The following is a 19,888-nucleotide window of genomic DNA, read 5'->3' on the forward strand; positions in this document are numbered from 1 at the left end:
AGGCAGTGGAAAGCGCTTACATTGACACGGATGCCCTAGCCCTGATGGAAGCGGCATCCTTTTTCCTGCTCCTTTAGCAGGGAAAAGATACAGCGGACAGCAGGAAAAGCTCCTGAATAAACAACAATAATTTAACTTTAAAGCACTTGCATTCAATAAATTAAAAAGTGTACTTTTGCAAAAATTTTTAAAAGGCATTTTGTTGCCGGAATATAAGCATATTATGAAAAAAATCGCTGAATACAGGACGCTGCTCAATGTCGACAAGACTGTGGAACTGAAAGAATTGAAGACCATTTACCGCAACTCGATGAAGGAATGCCATCCTGATAAATTCCAGGGTGACGATGCCGGACTGGCAGCCGCGGAAGCACAGAGTAAAAACGTTATTGAAGCATATCATTTTTTGGTAAGCATCCATCCTGACACTATAAAACTGGGACAGGAAGAGTATAATAATACGATCGCGACGGCTACGTTGGTCGATTTCAATTATGAGAACATCAGGCTCAAAGCGGTTTTTTCAAACGGCAGCAGTTATGAGTATTTCAGCGTGCCAAAAGCGACTTACATCAAGATGATCAACGCCGATTCGCCGAACCGTTTTGCGAAAAGGCATATTTTCCAGGCTTTTCCGTATAGGAAACTGACGAATCAGGAATAATTACGAATTACGAATTATTAATTACGAATTGCGAAATGCTACGTCCGTAATTTCGTAATTCATAATTCGTAATTTCCTCACCTTTTCTACGTAATTTTGCAACCTTAAAACACGATTGTATGAAAATCGAGCAAATTTACACCGGCTGCATTGCGCAGGCCGCCTATTATCTGGAAAGCAACGGAGAGGCTGCCATATTCGACCCGCTCCGGGAAGTGCAGCCATACATAGACAAAGCCAAAAAGGATGAAGCGCAGATCAAATACATTTTTGAGACGCATTTTCATGCCGATTTCGTTTCGGGACATCTGGACCTCGCCAGGAAAACGAATGCTCAAATCGTTTATGGCCCTACGGCATCCCCGAAATTTGATGCCATCATTGCCAGTGACAACCAGGAATTCAAAATAGGGAATTGCACTGTCAAAACGATCCATACGCCAGGACACACTCTGGAAAGCACCTGCTACCTCCTGATTGATGAAAATGATATCCCGCAAGGCATCATTACCGGCGATACCTTATTTATAGGTGATGTAGGGCGTCCGGACCTGGCACAGGAAATGGCTTCAGACCTGACGCAGGAAAAACTCGCATCTGAATTGTTTGATTCGCTTCGCAATAAAATCATGGTTTTGCCTGATGAACTGACGGTTTACCCTAGCCATGGCGCAGGAAGTGCCTGCGGAAAAAACATGAGCAAGGAGACCACCGATAGCCTGGGCAACCAGAAAAAAACCAATTATGCTTTGCGCGCCGATATGACCCGCGAGGAATTCATCACTGAATTATTGGACGGTTTAGGCCTTCCTCCTGCTTATTTCCCCCAGAACGTTGCGATGAATATTGAAGGTTATGAAAGCCTCGATAATATTATAGGTAAAAGCTTAAAAAAACTCGATCCGCAGGCTTTTAAATCGATCGCCGGAGAAACTGATGCCATTGTACTGGATGTGCGCAATGAGAATGACTTCGTAAAATCGCATATCCCGGGATCTGTATTTATAGGTATTGATGGGAATTTTGCGCCATGGGTGGGCGCTTTGGTAATGAATGTCAATCAGCCACTATTAATAGTAACGCCGGAAGGCCGCGAGCAGGAAACCATTACACGGCTATCGCGTGTCGGGTTCGACCATGTCCTGGGATACCTTGAAGGCGGGATTGAAGCCTGGGCTTCGGCAGGATTTGAAACCGATTCTATGGAATCCATCAGCCCTGAAGAATTTGCAGGTCGCTTTGCTGCAGAAAACACCATCGTTGATGCCAGGAAACCGGGTGAATACAGTGCCGAACATATTCCCGGCGCTTTGAACATCGCCCTGGATTCCGTAAATAATGAGATTAACAATATTCCAAAGGAGGCGTTTTACCTGCATTGCGCAGGTGGATACCGCTCGGTGATTATGGGATCGATATTGAAATCAAGGGGCATCCACAATTTCATCAATGTAGAGAAAGGCATCAGCGGGATCCGCAAAACCGATATCCGTTTGTCAAACTTCGTATGCCCTTCGGAAACAAAACAATAAAGGCCGAAAACCATAAATTTTACTAAAAAAAACACCAGTAAACTTAAAAATAAATACTTTTGCACTCTAAAATTAAAATCCAACAAATGAAAAAAGTCCTTTTGATATTACTTGCTTCGATGGCGGCAGTATCGTGTAAAAAAGCAGGTGAGAATGAATTCATAATTACAGCCGACGCTAAAGGTGTAGCGGACGGCACTGAAGTTTTCCTGGTAAAACAAGACTCTACCGGAAGGATTGTCAATGTGGATACCGCAAAAGTGCAGGGCGGTAAATTTGAATTTGAAGGCAAAGTGACAGAGCCGACACAGCATTACATCAAAATGCAGGAAAAAGGAAAAACAGAACAGCAAAGCAAATATGCCAATCAGGGCTTTACTTTAATCCTGGAACAAGGCGATATCAATGTTCAGGTTGACAAAGATACCTTACAGAAAAGTAAAGTTACGGGAACACTCAGCAATGACAGTTTTGCAGAGTACCTTGAATTGCCTGTATTGAAGAAAGTAAAAGCTTACGAACAGGCAAATCAGAAAAAATATACCGCAGCAATGCAGAAAAATGATACCGCCACTATGGGGGAAATCATCAGGAAATATAAGCCTTTGTCAGAGGCAGTGAAAAAAGAATCCCTGAAATTCATCGAAAAAAATCCAAAATCTTACTATTCCTTATTGTTCCTTAGCCAAAACTTAAGGGAAAAGGATGCTGACCTGAACAAACTACAAAAGGATTTTGACAATCTTGACCCTTCCCTGAAGAAGACCTATATCGGTAAAAAAGTGAAGGAAATGATTCCTCAGATCAAGCAATTCCAGGAAGCCAATGCAAAATCAGGCCCGGCTGTAGGGACTGCGGCGCCTGAATTCAGCGCACCAACCCCTGATGGCAAAACCCTTTCACTGAAACAGGCTATGGGAAAAGTGACCTTGGTTGATTTCTGGGCTTCATGGTGTGGACCATGCAGGAAAGAAAGCCCGAATGTAGTAGCGCTTTACAATGAATTTCATGCAAAAGGGCTTAATATCATCAGTGTATCACTGGACCAGGATGCCGCCAAATGGAAAGAAGCTATTGCTGCCGATAAACTGGCATGGGCACACGTTTCGAACCTAAAGCAATGGAAGGAACCTATTGCAATGCAGTATAATGTAAAAAGCATCCCCGCTACCTTCCTGTTGGATTCACGCGGGATAATCGTTGCTAAAGATTTGCAGGGTGAAGCCTTAAAGGAAAAAGTGGCATCACTTTTGAAATAATAAAATTAATGCTGTAATCATGAAAAAAGTAACATTCCTTGTTTTAATGGCCATCGGACTGGTTTCATTTACGGTTCTTGATGCTGATTTTACGATTACGGGAACTGCTGCCGGAATCGAAAACGGCAAGAAAATATACCTGCAGAAACAGGATGAGAAAAAGGCCGGTAGCTTCATCAATGTGGACTCGGCTAAAGTGGAAAACGGAAAATTCGTTTTCAAAGGAAAGACCGTCGAGCCTTCCATCCATTTTTTACAGGTTGATAAGAACGAAGGAAAAGTAGTTTTCATCCTTGAAGGCGGAAAAATCAATTTTACGATATACAAGGACAGTATAGGCAAAAGTAAGATTGGCGGGACACGCAGCAATGATGACCTGCAGGTGTTCAATGCTGCTGCAATGAAAATCCAGGACAAAATGATGAAGTACCAGGAAGCCAATAATACCAAATGGGCTGAAGCCAATAAAGCCAAGGATACCCTGGTGATGAACAAACTGATGGCTGACGTAAAGGTATACCAGGACCAGATGGTGGCACTCTCTTCAGAATTTCCGGAGAAAAACCCGAAGTCTTTCCTATCGGTACTTTTCATAGACAACATGTTTAACAATCCTGAAGTGGATATCCAGAAAATCCGCAAAGCGTTCGACAACCTGGATCCCCCGTTGAAAAACACCAAAACAGGCAAACTTATACAATCGAAAATTTCCAACTTTAAAGCACTTGCTGTCGGCAATGAAGCGCCTGATTTTTCAGGACCAGGCCCGGAAGGGCAAACCGTTTCGCTGAAAAAATCATTGGGCAAAGTGACGATCATCGACTTCTGGGCTTCATGGTGCGGACCCTGCAGAAAGGAAAACCCGAATGTCGTGGCTTTATACAAGGATTACCATGCAAAAGGACTCAACATCGTCAGTGTGTCTCTGGATAAGGATGCTGTGAAATGGAAAGAAGCCATTGCAAAAGACGGGCTGGACTGGATACACCTTTCGAACCTGCAATTCTGGGAAGAACCCATTGCCGTGATGTACAACATCAAGAGCATTCCCGCTACCTACATATTGGATGAAAAGGGAATGATTATTGGTAAAGATTTGCGTGGAGCAGAATTAAGGGCGAAAATTGCTTCAGTTTTAGACAAATAATAATAGATTTAGATATCGATAAAAGGCTTCACGAAATTGAAGCCTTTTTTATTGGCTTAAAATCCAAAAGATTAGAAATAATCCCGAAATATCTGGCATTTAAGTTTGCAAACACCAAAAGTGTTTTTATATTTGCAACCGTCTTACGACACGGGGAGATACTCAAGCGGCCAACGAGGGCAGACTGTAAATCTGCTGTGAGAACTTCGCAGGTTCGAATCCTGCTCTCCCCACACAATATTTTAAATAATAAAAAACCACAAGCTCGCTTGATGGTTTTTTTGTTTTAAAATATTGCGTAAGGGTCCTACCCTTACGGATCATGTAATAATCCTGCTTTCCCCACAAACCAAAATCAGGTAACCTAAAGGGAAATGTATTGTAAATTCCACAAGCCATTGCAATAGGCTTTTTTGTTTCGTTGAATCAGGAACTAAAAAATCACCCTTTTACATCGTAAAGATTTTGTAACGTTTTTTACACTATTTTAGTCGCATATTTAAACTCAAATAATGAAACGCATTATTACTTTTTTATTCCTCGCTTTATCATTTACAGCTTTTTCGCAACAGGCAGATTATGCCCCGAAGCAGTTCATTGCCGACATAAAACTTCCTGCGGGAAAAGATGCGGTAACGTATTTCTTAACCCATGCTGCTTTGTCCAGGCTCAACGATTCATTGAAGCTCGAGTCGGTCCGGGTTATTGGCAATAAGAAAACAAACAGCACGCTATTGCTTAAGTTTAAAGACGAAATAAACGTACTGCCTGCAATTACTGCTTACAGCAAAACAGGGCTTTTCGAATATGTAGAACCTGATTTTATTGGCCACGGGCATGGAATCAAACAAACTACGCCCAATGACCTCTATTTTTCAAGCCGTCAATGGTCGCATGTGAACAATGGTACTTTTGACCTTTCAGCTGTAGCCGATGCTGATATTGATACTGACATGGCCTGGGACATCACACAAGGCGATCCCAACCTGATCGTGGCAGTCCTGGATACCGGCCTAAGGCTGACCCATCCGGAATTTGCCGGGCGGATTGTAGATGGATGGGATTTTGTAAATAATGATAATAATCCTACTGATGATTACGGGCATGGCACAAATGTAACCGGGATTGCATTGGCAACCGGCAATAATGCGGTCGGGTATGCAGGGGTCAACTGGAATTCGAAAATCATGAGTTGTAAGATACTTGACCAAAATAACATCGGCTATTACAGTAACTGGGCAGATGCGATTTACTATGCCGTAGACCATGGCGCTAAAGTTATCAACCTGTCCGCGGGAGGAGACGGCTCGTCAACAACCTTGCTTAATGCTGCCAACTATGCTTATAACAACAATGTCAGCCTTGTCGTATCAACGGGTAACCAAAATGGCACCATACAATATCCTGCAAAATACAACAGCACGATTGCGGTTGGGGCTACCGACTCGAACGATGTACGCAGCAACCCGTTTTTCTGGAGTGCCACCAGCGGCAGTAACTTCGGTCCTGAAATTGACGTGGTAGCTCCGGGAAATTTCATCTATGGTCTGGATTATGCCTCCGATACGCAATACGGATACTATTGGGGTGGTACATCCCAGGCGGCTCCGCATGTGGCCGGAGTAATATCGCTGATGCTTTCCGTCAATCCTGATATTACCGTGAATGAAATCCGGCAGATTTTAATGCAATCAAGTGAAGACCAGGTCGGGGATGTACTCCATGATACCCCCGGATGGGACGAATATTATGGCCACGGCCGATTGAATGCATACAACGCACTTATAAGTCCGCTCTTATCCGGTTCAGAATATATAGCTGAATCTAAAAACATACAGGTATACCCGAATCCAGTCACCTCAGGTAGTTTTGAAATCGGCGGGTTTTCTCCCGAATCGCATTATGATATCAGGCTGCTTACCCTGGATGGCAAAACAATAAAGACTGTAAAATGTACAGGCGCAACAAAAGCCTCAATCGAATGCACCGCTTTATCTCCGGGAACCTACCTTGCCGTTGTAAGCAATACGGCCCGCAAACATACATTCGTAAAAAAGGTAATCAGGAAATAACAGCCAGCGCCTAATTGTCAATCTTCAAAATACTCTTCCTTAAACCCAATCAAATACAACTTGTCTTTTGCCCTTGTCATCGCCGTATAAAGCCAGCGGACATAATCGCGGTTCGGGCCGTCGGGCAGGTATGGCTGCTCGATAAAAACGGTACTCCATTGCCCACCCTGTGATTTGTGGCAGGTGATGGCGTAAGAGAATTTTACCTGCAATGCATTGAAATATTCATTTTCCTTTACTTTGATGAGTTTGCGGAACTGCGCCTTCTCATCTTCATAATCTGCCATCACTTCCTGGTAAAGGCGGTTGGATTCTTCGTAAGTAAGCGATGGCGATTCACTGTGGATCGTGTCCAGCAGTAGCACAGTATCAATCGGGAGCTGGTCAGGATAATCAATCATACGGATGCGTACTTTGGCGAATTTGAAGCCGTAGAGGTCCTTGAAGCCATAAATCTGCAACACTTCCACAATATCTCCATTGGCAATGAAGCCTGCGGCATCAGTGTCCTTAAGCCAGAAATAATTGTTCTTGACGACCATCAGCAAATCGCCTGCCGAGAGGTCGCTTTCCTTATCCAGGATCCTGGTGCGGATTTGCTGATTGTATTGGTTCGCGCGCTTATTTGAACGTACTATAAAAGCGGTGTCCTCGATGCCGATATTGCCGTACGCGGAGTGGATCGCATCCTGGATATCATCGCCATTATTAAGGCGTACAATGTCTTTAAAACCATCAAGGCTGAAATGGAAATCCTCAAAGAAATCTTCCTGCAGCATGTCGCGCAATACCGTGGCGTTGTAAAGTATTCCGGAATTTTCCTCCTGGCGCATGACTTCATCAAGCTCGATATGGAAAATTTCCTTGTAATAATTTGCCGCAAGGCTGTCGGTATCAAGTGCCGGTGAGATTTCGAGATTTACGGGCGGCAACTGCGCCGTATCGCCCAATAAGATCATCTTGCAGCCGCTGCCGGAATAGATATATGAAATCAGGTCATCGAGCAGCGAACCGTTCTGATACATCTTGCTGTCGGAAGCGGAATCAGAGATCATCGAAGCCTCATCGACGATGAAAATGGTATTCTTATGTTTGTTGGGCTGAAGCGTAAAGGATACACCTCCGGCTTGTTTCTTAGGGAAATAAATCTTTTTGTGGATGGTTAAAGCCTGCTTGCGCGAATAATTTGCGATGACTTTTGCGGCGCGGCCGGTGGGTGCCAGCAGCACATACTTCTTCCCTATTTCGGGCAGGTTGTTTACGATGGCGGAAATCACAGTGGTTTTGCCGGTACCGGCGTAGCCTTTGAGGACAAAGATTTCGTCAGGGTTCCTATTGGTCACGAATTCTGATACCTGCTGAAAGAAAATATCCTGCTTGAATGTAGGCTGGAACGGAAAATTTCGGGAAAGGACGGAGTAGAATTCGCGTGCGGTCATAGGCGCAAAGGTAAGGGAATAGTCCGGAAGACTGGAAGTCCGGAAGACCGAAAGTTTTACAAACTTGCTTAAAAATTTACATTTAAAAAATGAATCTATTAGCGCGCCATTCTTTCGGACTTCCGGACTTCGACTTTACCAACTTCTAATAAAAAAACCGTAAGTTTGCCACTCTCAATCCATCCTATGTCGAGCAGCATCACTGAAAAAAATTACCGGAAGTTGATTATCCGTGCGGGGCTTGAAGGCTTTTCGTTTGCCGTGGGCGATACGCTGAATGAGCGCATACTGTCGTTTGAGGAGGTTGATTTTTCAGCTTATACGAAAACCCACAAGGTGGAAGAACATTACTGGAAAGCGTTCCTGGAATACCGTGAACTCACGCGCATGTATGATGAAGTGGTAGTGCTGCACGACAACAACCTGAACACTTTTGTACCGTCGGCGTTGTTTGATGAAGCGTATGCGGGGAGTTACCTGCAATACAATACCAAGGTTTTTGAGACAGATTTATTTGCATTTGATACGATTGAAAGCCCGGAAATAAAAAATGTATATGTGCCTTATGTGAACATCAATAATTTTTTGATTGACCAGTTTGGGCCCTTTGAATACAGGCATTCGAATACCGTTTTGGTTTCAGCTTTGCTTAACCTTTCGAAAAATGTGGAAGAAAAGCTGGTATTTGTGCATTTCGATGAAAAATGCTTTGAGATTGTCGTGGTACAGAACAGGAAATTGTTGCTTTTCAATTCGTTTGAATACCAGAATGCAGCCGATTTCATCTATTATTTATTGTTTACATGCGAGCAACTGAACCTGAATCCTGAAAACCTGAAACTGCAATTGCTCGGAAAGATTACTGAAGAAAGCGAGTTGTTCCGGATGGCTTACAAATATGTACGAAATGTTTCACTGGCAGATGTTTCGACACTGCAACGCCGCAATGATTTTTCAATCAGCCAGAATTTACAGCATTTTATACTGTTCCAATTATGAGAATCATTTCAGGCAAATATAAAGGAAGGCGCATCAGTCCGCCCAAGAACCTGCCGGTGCGCCCTACGACCGACATGAGTAAGGAAGCGCTGTTCAATATCATCAACAACCATTTTAATTTTAACGGATTGAAGGTGCTCGACCTTTTTGCAGGAACCGGCAACATCAGTTATGAGTTTGCATCGCGCGGCAGTGCGCCGATAGTGAGCGTTGACGGTGATTTCGGCTGCATCAGGTTTATAAAGCAGACGGCTTCGGAATTTGATTTTGATATTACCCCGATAAAAAGCGACGTGTTCAAATTCCTTGAAAAGCACAAAACATCCTATGATTTTATTTTCGCCGATCCGCCATATGGATTGGACCAGGCATCGTTTGACAAAATCGTGATGATGATTTTTGAAAATGGATTGCTCGAAGAAGACGGCATGATGGTCATTGAGCATTCCAAATATACGCCGCTGAACCATTTGCCGAATTTCTCATTTCAGAAAAGCTACGGCGGTTCGTTCTTCTCGTTTTTTGAATTTGAATCAGATGGAAACGATCTGGAAGACGAGGAAGATGATTCCGAAGAGGAATAAAATTACGAATTTCAAATTGTGGATTACGTGCAATACGTCATTTGAAATTCATAATTAAAAAAAGCAGGCCTGTAAGCCGGATTCTGTATCCTGATCCCCTTGCGGGAAAGACAAGATCCTTATCATTTATCTGGTCTCGTTGTTACCAGCGAGATCTATCTTTCTACCCTTCGGCAACGGACGGGAAGCCCTTAAATGCCGATATACTTGAAATTTCACCACATAGAGTTTACCTGGTTTCACTACAGCTTAACCTGTACATACTTTCTGTTGCACTTGTCCTTGCCCCGATTTTAATGTCGAGACCGACGGGCGTTACCCGCTATGCTTCCCTATGGTGTCCGGACTTTCCTCTCCCGATTTGCATCGTTAGCGATAAGGCGGCCTGCGGCGCAAAGCTACGATAAATTGCAAAACTATAAGACTGCAAGATTATAAGATTACAGTTCGGGATTTCACAAGTCGGCTATACTTGTATCATTACACTTCCTATCCTACTGTCTTATAATCTTGGTCTTACAGTCCCTATCGATTCAATATGATGGAAATAGTGTAAACCCATAACAAAATCTCATAAACTCATTTAACACTTCATTCATCACATCTGAAAAGTGAAGTTGTAATTTTATGACTACAAGTTTTATCAACCTAAAAATAATCAGTCATGGAACGTCAAATGTATCATTATGCCACTGTTTCTAAGGCATTGGAAGAATTAAAGGAGAAAGGATTTACGACAGATTTTAACATTCAGGAGAAAAGGATTACCGACAATCCTGATGATTTTGAAATCGTGCACATATACCGTTATGAAGGGGAAAGCGATCCCGGCGATGAAGCTACAGTTTATGGCATCAAAGCCAGCGATGGCGAACGCGGCGTATTTGTTGCCGGGGATTTATCGATGGGTGAAAAAAGCGCTACCCGTGTACTAAACGATTTGAGCATCCGTGGCAGGGAAGACCGCCCGGAACAAAATTAAGCATAGCATGAACAGGCTGCAATCCAAACTCGAGAAAATCGGGCGTGATCCAAAAATCACCGCCAAGGCTGTAGGGCTTCGATACGCAGCAAATTTCAACAAAGGCTATCACAGGATCAAAACTGATGATGGCTTTTATTATTTGGATGAAGCACGGAAGAAAGTCAGGAATAAGGCTGTGCTCGAACGTTTTAAGAAACTCGTGATTCCGCCTGCGTGGGAAAACGTCTGGATTTCGCCTTATGAAAACGGCCATCTGCAAGTTACGGGAATAGATGCCAAAGGCAGGAAACAATATCGTTATCATGCCAATTGGAACAAGATCAGGAACCAGTCGAAATTTCACCGCCTGCAAAATTTTGCCGCCGCATTGCCTTTGATACGCGAGCAGGTTGAAGCCGATCTGAACAGAAAGGGACTGCCTTATGAAAAAGTTGTGGCTCTGGTGGTAAAGCTCATTGAGCTTACGAACATCAGGATTGGGAATGATGCGTATAAGAAACTGTACGGATCATTCGGATTGACAACGCTTCAGGACAAACACGTAAAATTTGACAAATCGAACATCTATTTCCAGTTTGTCGGAAAGAAAGGCGTGAAGCATAAAATCGGGCTTAAGAGCGTGAAATTATTAAACCTTGTTAAAAAATGCCGCGACATTCCGGGACAGGATTTGTTCCAGTATTATGATGATGACGGGAATCATCATGTCATAGGCTCAGCGGACATCAACGGTTACCTGAAAAATATTACGCAACAGGATTTTACGGCAAAGGATTTTCGGCTTTGGGCCGGAAGCGTGAATGCTTTGTGTGCGTTTCAATCCATCGGTGAACCAAAAAACGATACTGACTGCAAGCGTAAGATTGTTGAAGTGATGGATTCGGTGGCGCAGAAACTTGGGAATACGCGATCCGTATGCCGCAAATATTATGTCCACCCGACAGTGATTGCAGCTTATGAAAAAGGTTCTATCTGGAAATACAAACCCATCACCAAGCCATCTTCATTGAATGAAGAAGAACGGATATTGATCAATTTACTAGAAAACGAAACCATTGCCGAAGTAATCGCATAATTACCTACATTATGAAAACCTTCTTTTTATTAATTTTTGCCGCTTTAGCCTTCAGTTGCTCAAACCGGGAAAAAACCAATGCCACTGAAAAAAATGACACCATTGCAGCCATAAATACTGCTGCTGAAATCAAGCCTGAATTGCTTATTACACCTGGAATCGCGATAGGACTTACCGCGATAGAGGACAACACCTCAAAACTGGAAACGCTGGGCACACCGGATCAGTCAGATGCGGCTATGGGGAAAGCCTGGATGACCTGGTACGGAAAAAAAACAGATACCACGCGTGATGAACTGAACATTTATACGACTTATAAAGACAATGAACTCAAGGAAAAAGTAGTTCGACAGATCAGGGTAACATCACCTGATTTTAAAACCAAAGACGGCATCAGTACAGAAAGTTCCTTTGCTGAAATCCAACAGCAATATCCCAAATTGCAGACTGTCGGAAAATACGACAATTCCGATACAAAAATTGAGACCACCATTTATGACGACGTAGCATCCGGCATCGCATTTGAAATCAAAAACCCTTACGGAAACAGCCATTGTTCGGCCATTATTGTACATCCAAAAGGTAAAAAAGTCACCGATGAATACATTTACCTGAATCCCTATATGATTGTGCTGTAACCGTGGATAACTTTTGATTTTTTGGCACCTTAAAAAATTTCAATCTTTAAATTTTAAAAGTATATTTGTCGACCAATAGGCATTTATGGAACAATTTGTAGTATCGGCAAGGAAGTACCGCCCACAGACATTCAAGGATGTCGTCGGGCAACAGGCCATTACGAACACTTTGCTCAATGCCATCGAAACCAACCACCTGGCTTCGGCTTTACTTTTTACGGGACCGAGGGGTGTCGGCAAGACCACCTGTGCCAGGATTCTGGCCAGGAAAATCAACCAACCCGGTTATGACGATCCGAACGAGGATTTTGCATTCAATGTTTTTGAACTCGATGCGGCATCTAACAACTCAGTCGATGATATCAGGAACCTCATCGATCAGGTAAGGATTCCGCCACAGACAGGGCAATTTAAGGTCTATATCATCGACGAAGTACACATGCTGTCCTCGGCGGCATTCAATGCTTTCCTGAAAACGCTCGAAGAACCGCCTAAGCATGCCATTTTTATTTTGGCTACGACCGAAAAACATAAAATCATCCCGACGATTTTGTCGCGTTGCCAGATTTTCGACTTTAAAAGGATTACGGTAAAAGATGCCAAAGACCATCTCGCCGAAGTGGCGGCAAGCCAGGGCGTAGTTTTTGAAGACGATGCACTGCATATCATCGCCCAAAAGGCAGATGGCGCGATGCGTGATGCGCTTTCGATCTTTGACCGCGTGGTGTCCTATTGCGGCAATAACCTGACCAGGCAGGCTGTTACAGAAAACCTGAATGTACTTGATTACGAAACTTACATCAACATCACGGGACTTATTTTAGAGAATAAAATCCCGGAATTGCTAGTTGCTTACAATGAAATCCTTGCAAAAGGGTTCGATGGGCATCATTTTATTTCAGGATTGGCTTCACATTTCAGGGATTTGCTGGTTTCCAAAAATCCTGCTACTTTGTCTTTATTGGAGGCAGGAGAACAGGCCCAGAAATTATACGGCGCACAAGCTGTGATAGCATCCCAGGATTTCCTCCTGAAAGCCATTGACATTGCAAATGATTGCGACCTCAAATATAAAGTCTCGCAAAACCAGCGCCTGTTGGTTGAATTGTGCCTGATGCAACTGGCCTCTATCACTTTTGATGGAGAAAAAAAAAAGCTGACGGATATATAATCCCCGCCAATCATTTTTATGGGCGCGTGATGGAAATTGCGGTGGAAGCACCCGAAATCCTTGATTCACCTGTCGTTAAAGAATTGCAATCAGCCATAATCCCTGAGGAAAACCCAATACAGGAAAATATTCAGATTCCAAAAACCAACGCTGATGCTCCCGTTGCAAAAGTTTCTGCATTATCACTGGCCAGCATCCGTGCGAAAAAAGAATTAGAGCAATCCGGAAAAGCCGCCGCAAAAGAAACGACAGAATTACCTACTGAAGCTTTTTCAGAAACCGATATGCTGCTACAGTGGAATAAATATGCGCAACGTTTAAGCGATAAAGGCCACAAGATCATGGAAGCTTTGTTGCTGATCAACGACCCGAAACTGGAAGGAACCACAATCAAGCATGAATTGCCTAATGAAGGTTCGGCCATTGATTTTGAAAGCGGGAAACTCGAACTTTTGGGATATTTACGCGGCAAGCTACACAACCACGACATTACGATTGAAGTTATCGTGAACGAAAATATCAGCAGCCGCAAAGCATTCACCCCGCAGGACCGTTACAACCGATTGAATGAAATCAATCCGAGCCTGGAATTGTTGCGGAAGACTTTTGATTTGGATTTTTAACCTACTGCTTCTCCAGCAGCCTTTCTATACGCTTGTCCGGTACCAGCCACATCAGCGCCACAAAAATATATACCGCTCCCGAAAGCCATTCATTGAAAAAAGAAAAAATGATCCCAATGGTATACAACACGGGTGATGACAAACCTTTAAAATCTTTTCCAATGGCTTTTTTCAGGATTGAATTCTCGCCCTGGCTGCCTATAATCAGGCTTTGCAGCAACCAATAAGCCACACCTGCCATCAGCAATATTACACCATACACTGTCATCGTAGCTTTTGCAAAATGGTTTTCACCCATCCAGCCGGTAGCAAACGGTACCAGCGAAAGCCAGAAAAGCAGGTGCAGGTTGGCCCAGAGAATTTTACCATTCACACGCGTGACACTGTGCAGCATATGGTGGTGGTTGTTCCAATAAATGCCCACATAAATGAAACTCAGGATATAGCTTATGAAAACCGGAAAAACTGCCTTAAGCGCTTCGAATGTCGCTTCCTCAGGAACTTTAAGTTCCAAAACCATAATCGTCAGGATGATGGCCAATACGCCGTCACTGAATGCTTCGAGCCTGTTTTTATTCATAAGTTATATTTTTCCGTAATACATGGCTTTTACGATACCGTCAGAAAGCCCGATCTTAGGCACATATATGCTTCTCGCACCGCTCCATTTCATGGCATTTAGATAGACACGCAACGCCGGAATGATTACATCAGCGCGGTCAGGGTTTAGGCCTAAAACTGAAATGCGCTGCTCGTAAGAAAGGGAATTCAGCATCGCATACTGGGAATTCAGGTGGATGTAGGACAACGGTTTTTCTTCCTGCTTTCCCGACATCTTAAATAGTTTATTGATATTCCCACCGGAACCGATCAAGGTCACAGTATCATATTCCTGTGTATTGGTGCGGATCCATTTTTCGATTTCCTGCCATACAATGTCGCTTACGACTTCATTCAGGAGTCGTACCGTACCGACTTTAAACGATTTTGAGGCTACAATTTTACCATCTGCAAAAAGTGAAAATTCAGTACTGCCGCCGCCCACATCAACATACAGGTATGTCTTGTCTGTTTTCACCAAATGATGCAAATCGGTTGCTGCGATGATGGCCGCTTCTTTTTTACCATCGATAATCTCAATTTTAATGTCGGCTTTTTTCTTGATGAGTTCCGCTACTTCACGCCCATTGTAGGCTTCACGCATTGCAGAAGTAGCGCAGGCCATATATTTTTCAACCTTATGGACTTTCATCAGCAATTTAAAAGCTTTCATCGCGTCAATCATCCGTTCGATATTTTCTTCGGTAATTTCGCCGACGGTGAATGCATCCTGCCCGAGGCGTATCGGCACGCGGACCAGGGCACTTTTAGAGAATTGCGTTTCTTTGCCTTCTTCTTCGATAATATTGGATACGAGCAACCGCATGGCGTTTGAACCGATGTCTATAGCAGCATATTTCTTGACGGTGATCATTAATTGCTTGTATTTATTATAATTCTTCTGTGGACGCTTCGAGCAGATTGCGATAGAAATTGTAGGTCTCCAATTGGGCCCTCCAAACCGGATTTTGTCCGCGGACCCTGTACTTATTATCCAGTTTTTCAGAATGGAGGCGCGCTTTTACATTTCCTTTCCAGCTCACGTGGAAGCTGTCGATCAGCTCCTTACGGACATCAAGATCGTAAATCGGGCAACTCACCTCTACCCTGCCGTCAAGGTTCCTCGTCATGAAATCGGCGGAAGAAATATAGACTTCCGGATTGCCATCATTCCCGAAAATATAAACCCTGGAATGTTCGAGGTAATTGTCTACGATACTGATCGCTTCGATATTATCGCTCATGCCTTTAACGCCCGGAATCAGCGAACAGATCCCACGGACGAGCAATTTAATCTTCACTCCTGCCCTACTCGCTTCATACAATTTATCAACCATCTTAAAATCGGATAAACTGTTCATTTTAAGATGAATGTAGGACTCCCTGCCCAGTTTTGCATACATGATTTCCTTGTCAATCAAACGGTAAAAACGCGTGCGGCTGTAATGCGGCGAGACGATCAGGTGCTTGTAACGGTGGAGCCTGTAATTGACATTGAAGAAGTCAAAGATCTTTGAGACATCCTTTAAAATCTGCTGGTGCGCGGTAAATAAAGTCACATCTGTGTAGACGCTTGCCGTCGCTTCGTTGAAATTCCCGGTGGAAATGAATCCGTATCTCTTGTTTTTTCCGTCTTCAATCCGCTCGATGACGCAAATTTTGCTGTGCACTTTCAGGCCTTTGATCCCGAAAATCAGTTCAATGCCCTCTGTCTGCATCTGTTCAGCATAAGAAATGTTGCTGGCTTCGTCAAAACGCGCCTGCAGCTCAATCTGTACTGTAACTTTCTTACCGTTCTTCGCCGCATTGATCAGCGAGCTGATGACCTGTGAATTCTTCGCCAATCGATACAATGTAATCTTAATGGTGGTTACCTGCGGATCCAAAGCCGCTTCACGGAGGAATTTTATCAGGTATGAAAACGACTGGTACGGTGCATTGACCAGGTAATCCTTCCCGCTGATCTTATCAAGTATACTCCCTTCAAGGCTTAAACCAGGAATTGGCAAAGGCGGATTTTGCTTATAAAGCAGGTCAAAACGGCCCAGATTCGGGAAATCCATATAATCGCGGCGGTTGTGGTAGCGGCCGCCTGGAATAATGCTGTCGGTAGCATCAATTCCCATTTTGCTCAGGAAAAATTGCAGCGTATCCTTGCTGATGGATTGATCGTAAACAAAACGTACCGGCTCACCGATCCTGCGGTCACGCACGCTCGTCGCGATTTTCTCCATCATGCTTTTACTCAGGTCGCTGTCGATTTCGAGCTGTGCATCGCGCGTAATCTTGATCATGTGCGCTTCGACGCTTTCATAATCAAAAATGTTGAAAATCTGTCCGAGATTGTAACGGATCATATCGTCGAGCAGCATCACCGATTGTGTACCTTCTTTTGAAGGCAGGACGACGAAACGATTCAGGGTTTTCGGGATTTCGATCAGCGCATAACGCACTTCAGGTTTCGCTTTCGTAAATCCCAAAAGTGACGGTTTTGCCTTGGTTTTCATGACCAGCTTTACGGCCAGATAGCCGGAATTGTCCTTTAGCATTGGAAATTCAGCCAAATCATTAAGGATAATCGTGACCAGTGCCGGGCTGATTTTCTGTATAAAAAAATCATTGACGAAACTTTCCTGCTCCGCCGAGATTTCATTTTCGTTCAGGATGAAAACATTTTCTGCTTCGAGTTCCTTTTCAATAATGCTTAAGATCCGGAGGCTCTCTGATTGCTGACGGATGACGATTTCAGTGATTTCACGCAGCAGCTTTTCGGCTGAAATCCCACCCAGTATTTTTTCGCCGGAAACCCCGGAAAGGCTCAGGCGGCGCACTGCGGCAAACCGTACCCTGAAAAATTCGTCAAGGTTGTTCGAAAAAATCCCGATGAAGCGCAGCCGGTCCAGCAAAGGCACGGTAGAATCCCCGGCTTCCTGCAACACCCTGGCATTAAATGCCAGCCAGCTTTTTTCGCGGTCTATATATCTGTTTTCTGTCATTATCTTAAATCTCTTGGAAATACTATTTTGTCGGTTTCACCTTTACTGAAATCCCGCCATGAATCGGTGTCAAATTGGAGTGAAACAAAACCCGATGTCGGCACATTATCAATAAAGATGCTTCCAAATGTATTGACAAAATCCGTTATCGCTTCATTGTGCCCGAAAATAATAACACAATCATAACTGTTGGGAATCGTGCGCACGATGCTTTCTAGTTTCGATGAATCAAAAGTGTATAATTCGTCCTTAAATTCTATCGCAATATTTTCCGGGAAAACGGCCTTGAAAAGATTCGCGGTCCCCATGGCCCGTGTCGCTGTACTGCTCCAGGCATGGAATTTTGCAGGCAGGTAATCCGCAATCTTTTCTGCGACAAGCGCAGCATCACGTGCGCCATTTATAGTCAGCGTCCTTTCTTTATCGCTTACCGGAGAATCCCAACTGGATTTTGCATGCCGGATAATAATGAGGTTTTTCATTGATTTTCTGATTAAACTTAAGGGGCAAGCCTGTCAATTTTCCAGGAATAATCATCCTGAAGATGGTACCTGATGCGGTCGTGAAGCCTGTTGGGCCTGCCCTGCCAAAATTCCACCTGAACAGGGCGTACAAGATAACCGCCCCAGTTTTTTGGCCTTGGCACTTCTTTTCCGTCATACTGCTTTTCGAGTGTTGCCAGTTTTTCTTCAAGGAATTCCCGTGAAGGAATCACTTCACTCTGATTGGAAACTGCCGCACCCAGGCGGCTTCCATGTGGGCGGCTGTCGAAATAATTATCGGACAGGGCTTCGGGAACTTTTTCGGCTTTGCCTTTTATAATCACCTGACGTTCTAAAGCCGGCCAGAAGAATGACAGGCACATATTCGGATTTTGAGCAATCGCTTTTCCTTTTTCGGAATTGTAATTGGTATAAAATATAAAGCCGTCTTCGTCATATTTTTTTAGCAAAACCACGCGCGATTTCGGGAAACCGTCAAGCCCGAAAGTAGACACAGTCATGGCATTTGCTTCTCCGGAACCGGTTTCATCGGCCTGGTGGAACCATTTTTGAAATAGGTTCATTGGGTCTTCGGGAATCGCATTTTCGGTTAGCGAATCCTTTTCGTATGATTGTCTGTAATTGCTTAAATCTTCCATAATATCAGCTTTCGCTAAGGTAATGATTAAAATTCAAAAACTTTGCCGTCGTCCGCGAGATCTGTGGCCGGGAAAATGGTTTGGGCTTCTTCCCTGAAACTTTCGATGGAATCGTATCGGGTAGAAAAATGCCCGAGGATCAATTGTTTTGCATGGGCTTTAAGCGCAATTTCAGCAGCCTGTTTTGCGGTACAATGCATCGTTCTTTCAGACAAATGCGCTTCAGTTTCCAGGAAAGTAGATTCATGATACAACACATCGACGTCTTTTATGATATCGAGATAGGATTCAGTGTAAACCGTATCAGAGCAGAAGGCGTAGCTTTTTGGTGCAGGCGGGTCAAAACTCAATTTTTCATTTGGGATTACAGTTCCGTCATCCAGCTTGATATCTTTACCGTTCTTGATGTTCTGGAAATAACAGATCTCGATTTTATGTTCCCTTACGGCATTGGAATCCAGTTTCCTTTCGGCCGGCTTTTCCCTGAAAAGGTAGCCATTCGTATACACACGATGCTTTAGCGGAATGGTGCTCACGATGACCTTATCATCTTCAAAAACCACTTCGGATTCCCTGGATTCCAGTTCGTGGAAGAAAAGCTGGTAACCGGTGTAGGAATTGGCATAGCGTAGTTGCAGCAGGATAATTTCCTTGATGCCTTTCGGGCCGTAAACATGAAGATCGTTGGTACGGTTGAGCAGTGTAAAACTCGAAATCAGTCCAATCAGCCCGTAGAAATGATCGCCGTGCAGGTGCGAGATAAAAATATGGCTGATCTGCGTGAACTTGATTTTATTCTTTCGCAGCTGCACCTGAGTTGCTTCGGCACAATCGATCAGGAAGTGATGGTTACGGATTTCAAGTACCTGTGAAGTGGGATTCGTAAAAGTGCGCGGTGTGGCGGCGTAACAGCCGAGTATGGTGAGTTTCATTTGCAATTAATAATGGATAATTAACGATTAA

Annotated in this window: 19 protein-coding genes, 1 tRNA gene and 1 other RNA gene; 13 read left to right on the top strand and 8 right to left on the bottom strand. The window is 43.8% G+C overall.

The annotated features are described in order from the left end of the window. Positions 1–223: 223 nt before the first annotated feature. The 6 genes from HYN49_RS13980 (at position 224) to HYN49_RS14005 (ending at position 6,674) form a co-directional block, all read left to right on the top strand. Positions 224–664 (top strand): KTSC domain-containing protein, encoded by a 441-nt coding sequence (locus HYN49_RS13980; RefSeq protein WP_108905089.1) that lies wholly within the window; start codon positions 224–226, stop codon positions 662–664. Positions 665–783: 119 nt separating this feature from the next. Then, entirely contained in the window at positions 784–2,196 is a 1,413-nt protein-coding gene (locus tag HYN49_RS13985) for an MBL fold metallo-hydrolase (RefSeq protein ID WP_108904696.1), read from the top strand. 86 nt (positions 2,197–2,282) lie between these two features. Then, positions 2,283–3,455 carry a TlpA disulfide reductase family protein gene (locus tag HYN49_RS13990; protein ID WP_108904697.1) on the top strand — a complete coding sequence of 391 codons (1,173 nt, stop codon included), beginning with the start codon at positions 2,283–2,285 and terminating at the stop codon, positions 3,453–3,455. A 19-nt stretch (positions 3,456–3,474) separates the two neighbouring features. Further along, positions 3,475–4,602, top strand: a complete 1,128-nt coding sequence (locus HYN49_RS13995) for a TlpA disulfide reductase family protein (RefSeq protein WP_108904698.1) — start codon at positions 3,475–3,477, stop codon at positions 4,600–4,602. A gap of 152 nt (positions 4,603–4,754) precedes the next feature. Further along, positions 4,755–4,835: transfer RNA gene (locus HYN49_RS14000), tRNA-Tyr, on the top strand. Between the two features lie 279 nt (positions 4,836–5,114). Next, positions 5,115–6,674 carry a S8 family peptidase gene (locus HYN49_RS14005; RefSeq protein WP_108904699.1) on the top strand — a complete coding sequence of 520 codons (1,560 nt, stop codon included), beginning with the start codon at positions 5,115–5,117 and terminating at the stop codon, positions 6,672–6,674. 17 nt (positions 6,675–6,691) lie between these two features. Here HYN49_RS14005 and HYN49_RS14010 read toward each other — a convergent pair whose 3' ends face one another. Next, positions 6,692–8,113 (bottom strand): ATP-dependent DNA helicase, encoded by a 1,422-nt coding sequence (locus tag HYN49_RS14010; RefSeq protein ID WP_108904700.1) that lies wholly within the window; start codon positions 8,111–8,113, stop codon positions 6,692–6,694. Positions 8,114–8,278: 165 nt separating this feature from the next. On the opposite strand from HYN49_RS14010, the gene HYN49_RS14015 reads away from it, so the two are divergent. Further along, positions 8,279–9,112: a DUF3822 family protein gene (locus tag HYN49_RS14015; protein WP_245892203.1), complete on the top strand. Its 834-nt coding sequence runs from the start codon at positions 8,279–8,281 to the stop codon at positions 9,110–9,112. Continuing rightward, the gene (locus tag HYN49_RS14020; protein ID WP_108904701.1) at positions 9,109–9,696 is read left to right on the top strand and encodes an RsmD family RNA methyltransferase; all 588 of its coding nucleotides are present in this window, start codon (positions 9,109–9,111) and stop codon (positions 9,694–9,696) included. Before HYN49_RS14015 ends, HYN49_RS14020 begins: the two co-directional genes overlap by 4 nt. Before the next feature lie 56 nt (positions 9,697–9,752). Here HYN49_RS14020 and rnpB read toward each other — a convergent pair. Beyond that, an RNA gene (rnpB, locus tag HYN49_RS14025) (RNase P RNA component class A) lies at positions 9,753–10,088 on the bottom strand. A gap of 272 nt (positions 10,089–10,360) precedes the next feature. Between rnpB and HYN49_RS14030 the strand changes: the two genes are divergently transcribed. The 5 genes from HYN49_RS14030 to HYN49_RS14050 all read left to right on the top strand — a co-directional run bounded on the left by HYN49_RS14030 (position 10,361) and on the right by HYN49_RS14050 (position 14,188). Then, positions 10,361–10,678, top strand: coding sequence for a hypothetical protein (locus HYN49_RS14030; RefSeq protein WP_108904702.1), 318 nt, complete (start codon positions 10,361–10,363; stop codon positions 10,676–10,678). A 7-nt stretch (positions 10,679–10,685) separates the two neighbouring features. Next, positions 10,686–11,756, top strand: a complete 1,071-nt coding sequence (locus tag HYN49_RS14035; RefSeq protein WP_108904703.1) for a DNA topoisomerase IB — start codon at positions 10,686–10,688, stop codon at positions 11,754–11,756. A gap of 11 nt (positions 11,757–11,767) precedes the next feature. Beyond that, the gene (locus tag HYN49_RS14040; RefSeq protein ID WP_108904704.1) at positions 11,768–12,394 is read left to right on the top strand and encodes a hypothetical protein; all 627 of its coding nucleotides are present in this window, start codon (positions 11,768–11,770) and stop codon (positions 12,392–12,394) included. A gap of 85 nt (positions 12,395–12,479) precedes the next feature. Beyond that, the gene (gene dnaX / locus HYN49_RS14045) at positions 12,480–13,565 is read left to right on the top strand and encodes a DNA polymerase III subunit gamma/tau (protein ID WP_108904705.1); all 1,086 of its coding nucleotides are present in this window, start codon (positions 12,480–12,482) and stop codon (positions 13,563–13,565) included. A 29-nt stretch (positions 13,566–13,594) separates the two neighbouring features. Then, positions 13,595–14,188 (top strand): DNA polymerase III subunit gamma/tau, encoded by a 594-nt coding sequence (locus tag HYN49_RS14050; RefSeq protein WP_245892303.1) that lies wholly within the window; start codon positions 13,595–13,597, stop codon positions 14,186–14,188. 1 nt (position 14,189) lies between these two features. Here HYN49_RS14050 and HYN49_RS14055 read toward each other — a convergent pair whose 3' ends face one another. Genes HYN49_RS14055 through HYN49_RS14080 form a run of 6 tightly spaced genes read right to left on the bottom strand, consistent with a single transcriptional unit; the run spans position 14,190 to position 19,857 of the window. Next, positions 14,190–14,768, bottom strand: coding sequence for a TMEM175 family protein (locus HYN49_RS14055; RefSeq protein WP_108904706.1), 579 nt, complete (start codon positions 14,766–14,768; stop codon positions 14,190–14,192). A 3-nt stretch (positions 14,769–14,771) separates the two neighbouring features. Continuing rightward, positions 14,772–15,662, bottom strand: a complete 891-nt coding sequence (locus HYN49_RS14060; protein ID WP_108904707.1) for a Ppx/GppA phosphatase family protein — start codon at positions 15,660–15,662, stop codon at positions 14,772–14,774. A gap of 16 nt (positions 15,663–15,678) precedes the next feature. After that, a complete protein-coding gene (gene ppk1, locus HYN49_RS14065) occupies positions 15,679–17,784 on the bottom strand; it encodes a polyphosphate kinase 1 (protein ID WP_108904708.1) in 2,106 nt (701 codons plus the stop codon). After that, complete coding sequence (locus HYN49_RS14070) at positions 17,784–18,266, bottom strand: SixA phosphatase family protein (RefSeq protein ID WP_108904709.1); 483 nt, start codon at positions 18,264–18,266, stop codon at positions 17,784–17,786. Before HYN49_RS14070 ends, ppk1 begins: the two co-directional genes overlap by 1 nt. A 17-nt stretch (positions 18,267–18,283) precedes the next feature. After that, positions 18,284–18,925 (bottom strand): pyridoxamine 5'-phosphate oxidase, encoded by a 642-nt coding sequence (pdxH, locus tag HYN49_RS14075; RefSeq protein ID WP_108904710.1) that lies wholly within the window; start codon positions 18,923–18,925, stop codon positions 18,284–18,286. Between the two features lie 26 nt (positions 18,926–18,951). Beyond that, positions 18,952–19,857, bottom strand: a complete 906-nt coding sequence (locus HYN49_RS14080; RefSeq protein ID WP_108904711.1) for a ribonuclease Z — start codon at positions 19,855–19,857, stop codon at positions 18,952–18,954. Between the last annotated feature and the right edge of the window lie 31 nt (positions 19,858–19,888).

It is taken from the genome of Flavobacterium pallidum, assembly GCF_003097535.1.
In the GTDB taxonomy this organism is placed as follows: Bacteria; Bacteroidota; Bacteroidia; order Flavobacteriales; family Flavobacteriaceae; genus Flavobacterium; species Flavobacterium pallidum.

Bases quoted from the DNA above. Each gene is read 5' to 3' on its own strand.
- HYN49_RS13980 (WP_108905089.1), top strand. From the start codon at position 224: ATGAAAAAAATCGCTGAATACAGGACGCTGCTCAATGTCGACAAGACT.
- HYN49_RS13985 (WP_108904696.1), top strand. From the start codon at position 784: ATGAAAATCGAGCAAATTTACACCGGCTGCATTGCGCAGGCCGCCTAT.
- HYN49_RS13990 (WP_108904697.1), top strand. From the start codon at position 2,283: ATGAAAAAAGTCCTTTTGATATTACTTGCTTCGATGGCGGCAGTATCG.
- HYN49_RS13995 (WP_108904698.1), top strand. From the start codon at position 3,475: ATGAAAAAAGTAACATTCCTTGTTTTAATGGCCATCGGACTGGTTTCA.
- HYN49_RS14005 (WP_108904699.1), top strand. From the start codon at position 5,115: ATGAAACGCATTATTACTTTTTTATTCCTCGCTTTATCATTTACAGCT.
- HYN49_RS14010 (WP_108904700.1), bottom strand. From the start codon at position 8,113: ATGACCGCACGCGAATTCTACTCCGTCCTTTCCCGAAATTTTCCGTTC.
- HYN49_RS14020 (WP_108904701.1), top strand. From the start codon at position 9,109: ATGAGAATCATTTCAGGCAAATATAAAGGAAGGCGCATCAGTCCGCCC.
- HYN49_RS14030 (WP_108904702.1), top strand. From the start codon at position 10,361: ATGGAACGTCAAATGTATCATTATGCCACTGTTTCTAAGGCATTGGAA.
- HYN49_RS14035 (WP_108904703.1), top strand. From the start codon at position 10,686: ATGAACAGGCTGCAATCCAAACTCGAGAAAATCGGGCGTGATCCAAAA.
- HYN49_RS14040 (WP_108904704.1), top strand. From the start codon at position 11,768: ATGAAAACCTTCTTTTTATTAATTTTTGCCGCTTTAGCCTTCAGTTGC.
- dnaX (WP_108904705.1), top strand. From the start codon at position 12,480: ATGGAACAATTTGTAGTATCGGCAAGGAAGTACCGCCCACAGACATTC.
- HYN49_RS14050 (WP_245892303.1), top strand. From the start codon at position 13,595: ATGGAAATTGCGGTGGAAGCACCCGAAATCCTTGATTCACCTGTCGTT.
- HYN49_RS14055 (WP_108904706.1), bottom strand. From the start codon at position 14,768: ATGAATAAAAACAGGCTCGAAGCATTCAGTGACGGCGTATTGGCCATC.
- HYN49_RS14060 (WP_108904707.1), bottom strand. From the start codon at position 15,662: ATGATCACCGTCAAGAAATATGCTGCTATAGACATCGGTTCAAACGCC.
- ppk1 (WP_108904708.1), bottom strand. From the start codon at position 17,784: ATGACAGAAAACAGATATATAGACCGCGAAAAAAGCTGGCTGGCATTT.
- HYN49_RS14070 (WP_108904709.1), bottom strand. From the start codon at position 18,266: ATGAAAAACCTCATTATTATCCGGCATGCAAAATCCAGTTGGGATTCT.
- pdxH (WP_108904710.1), bottom strand. From the start codon at position 18,925: ATGGAAGATTTAAGCAATTACAGACAATCATACGAAAAGGATTCGCTA.
- HYN49_RS14080 (WP_108904711.1), bottom strand. From the start codon at position 19,857: ATGAAACTCACCATACTCGGCTGTTACGCCGCCACACCGCGCACTTTT.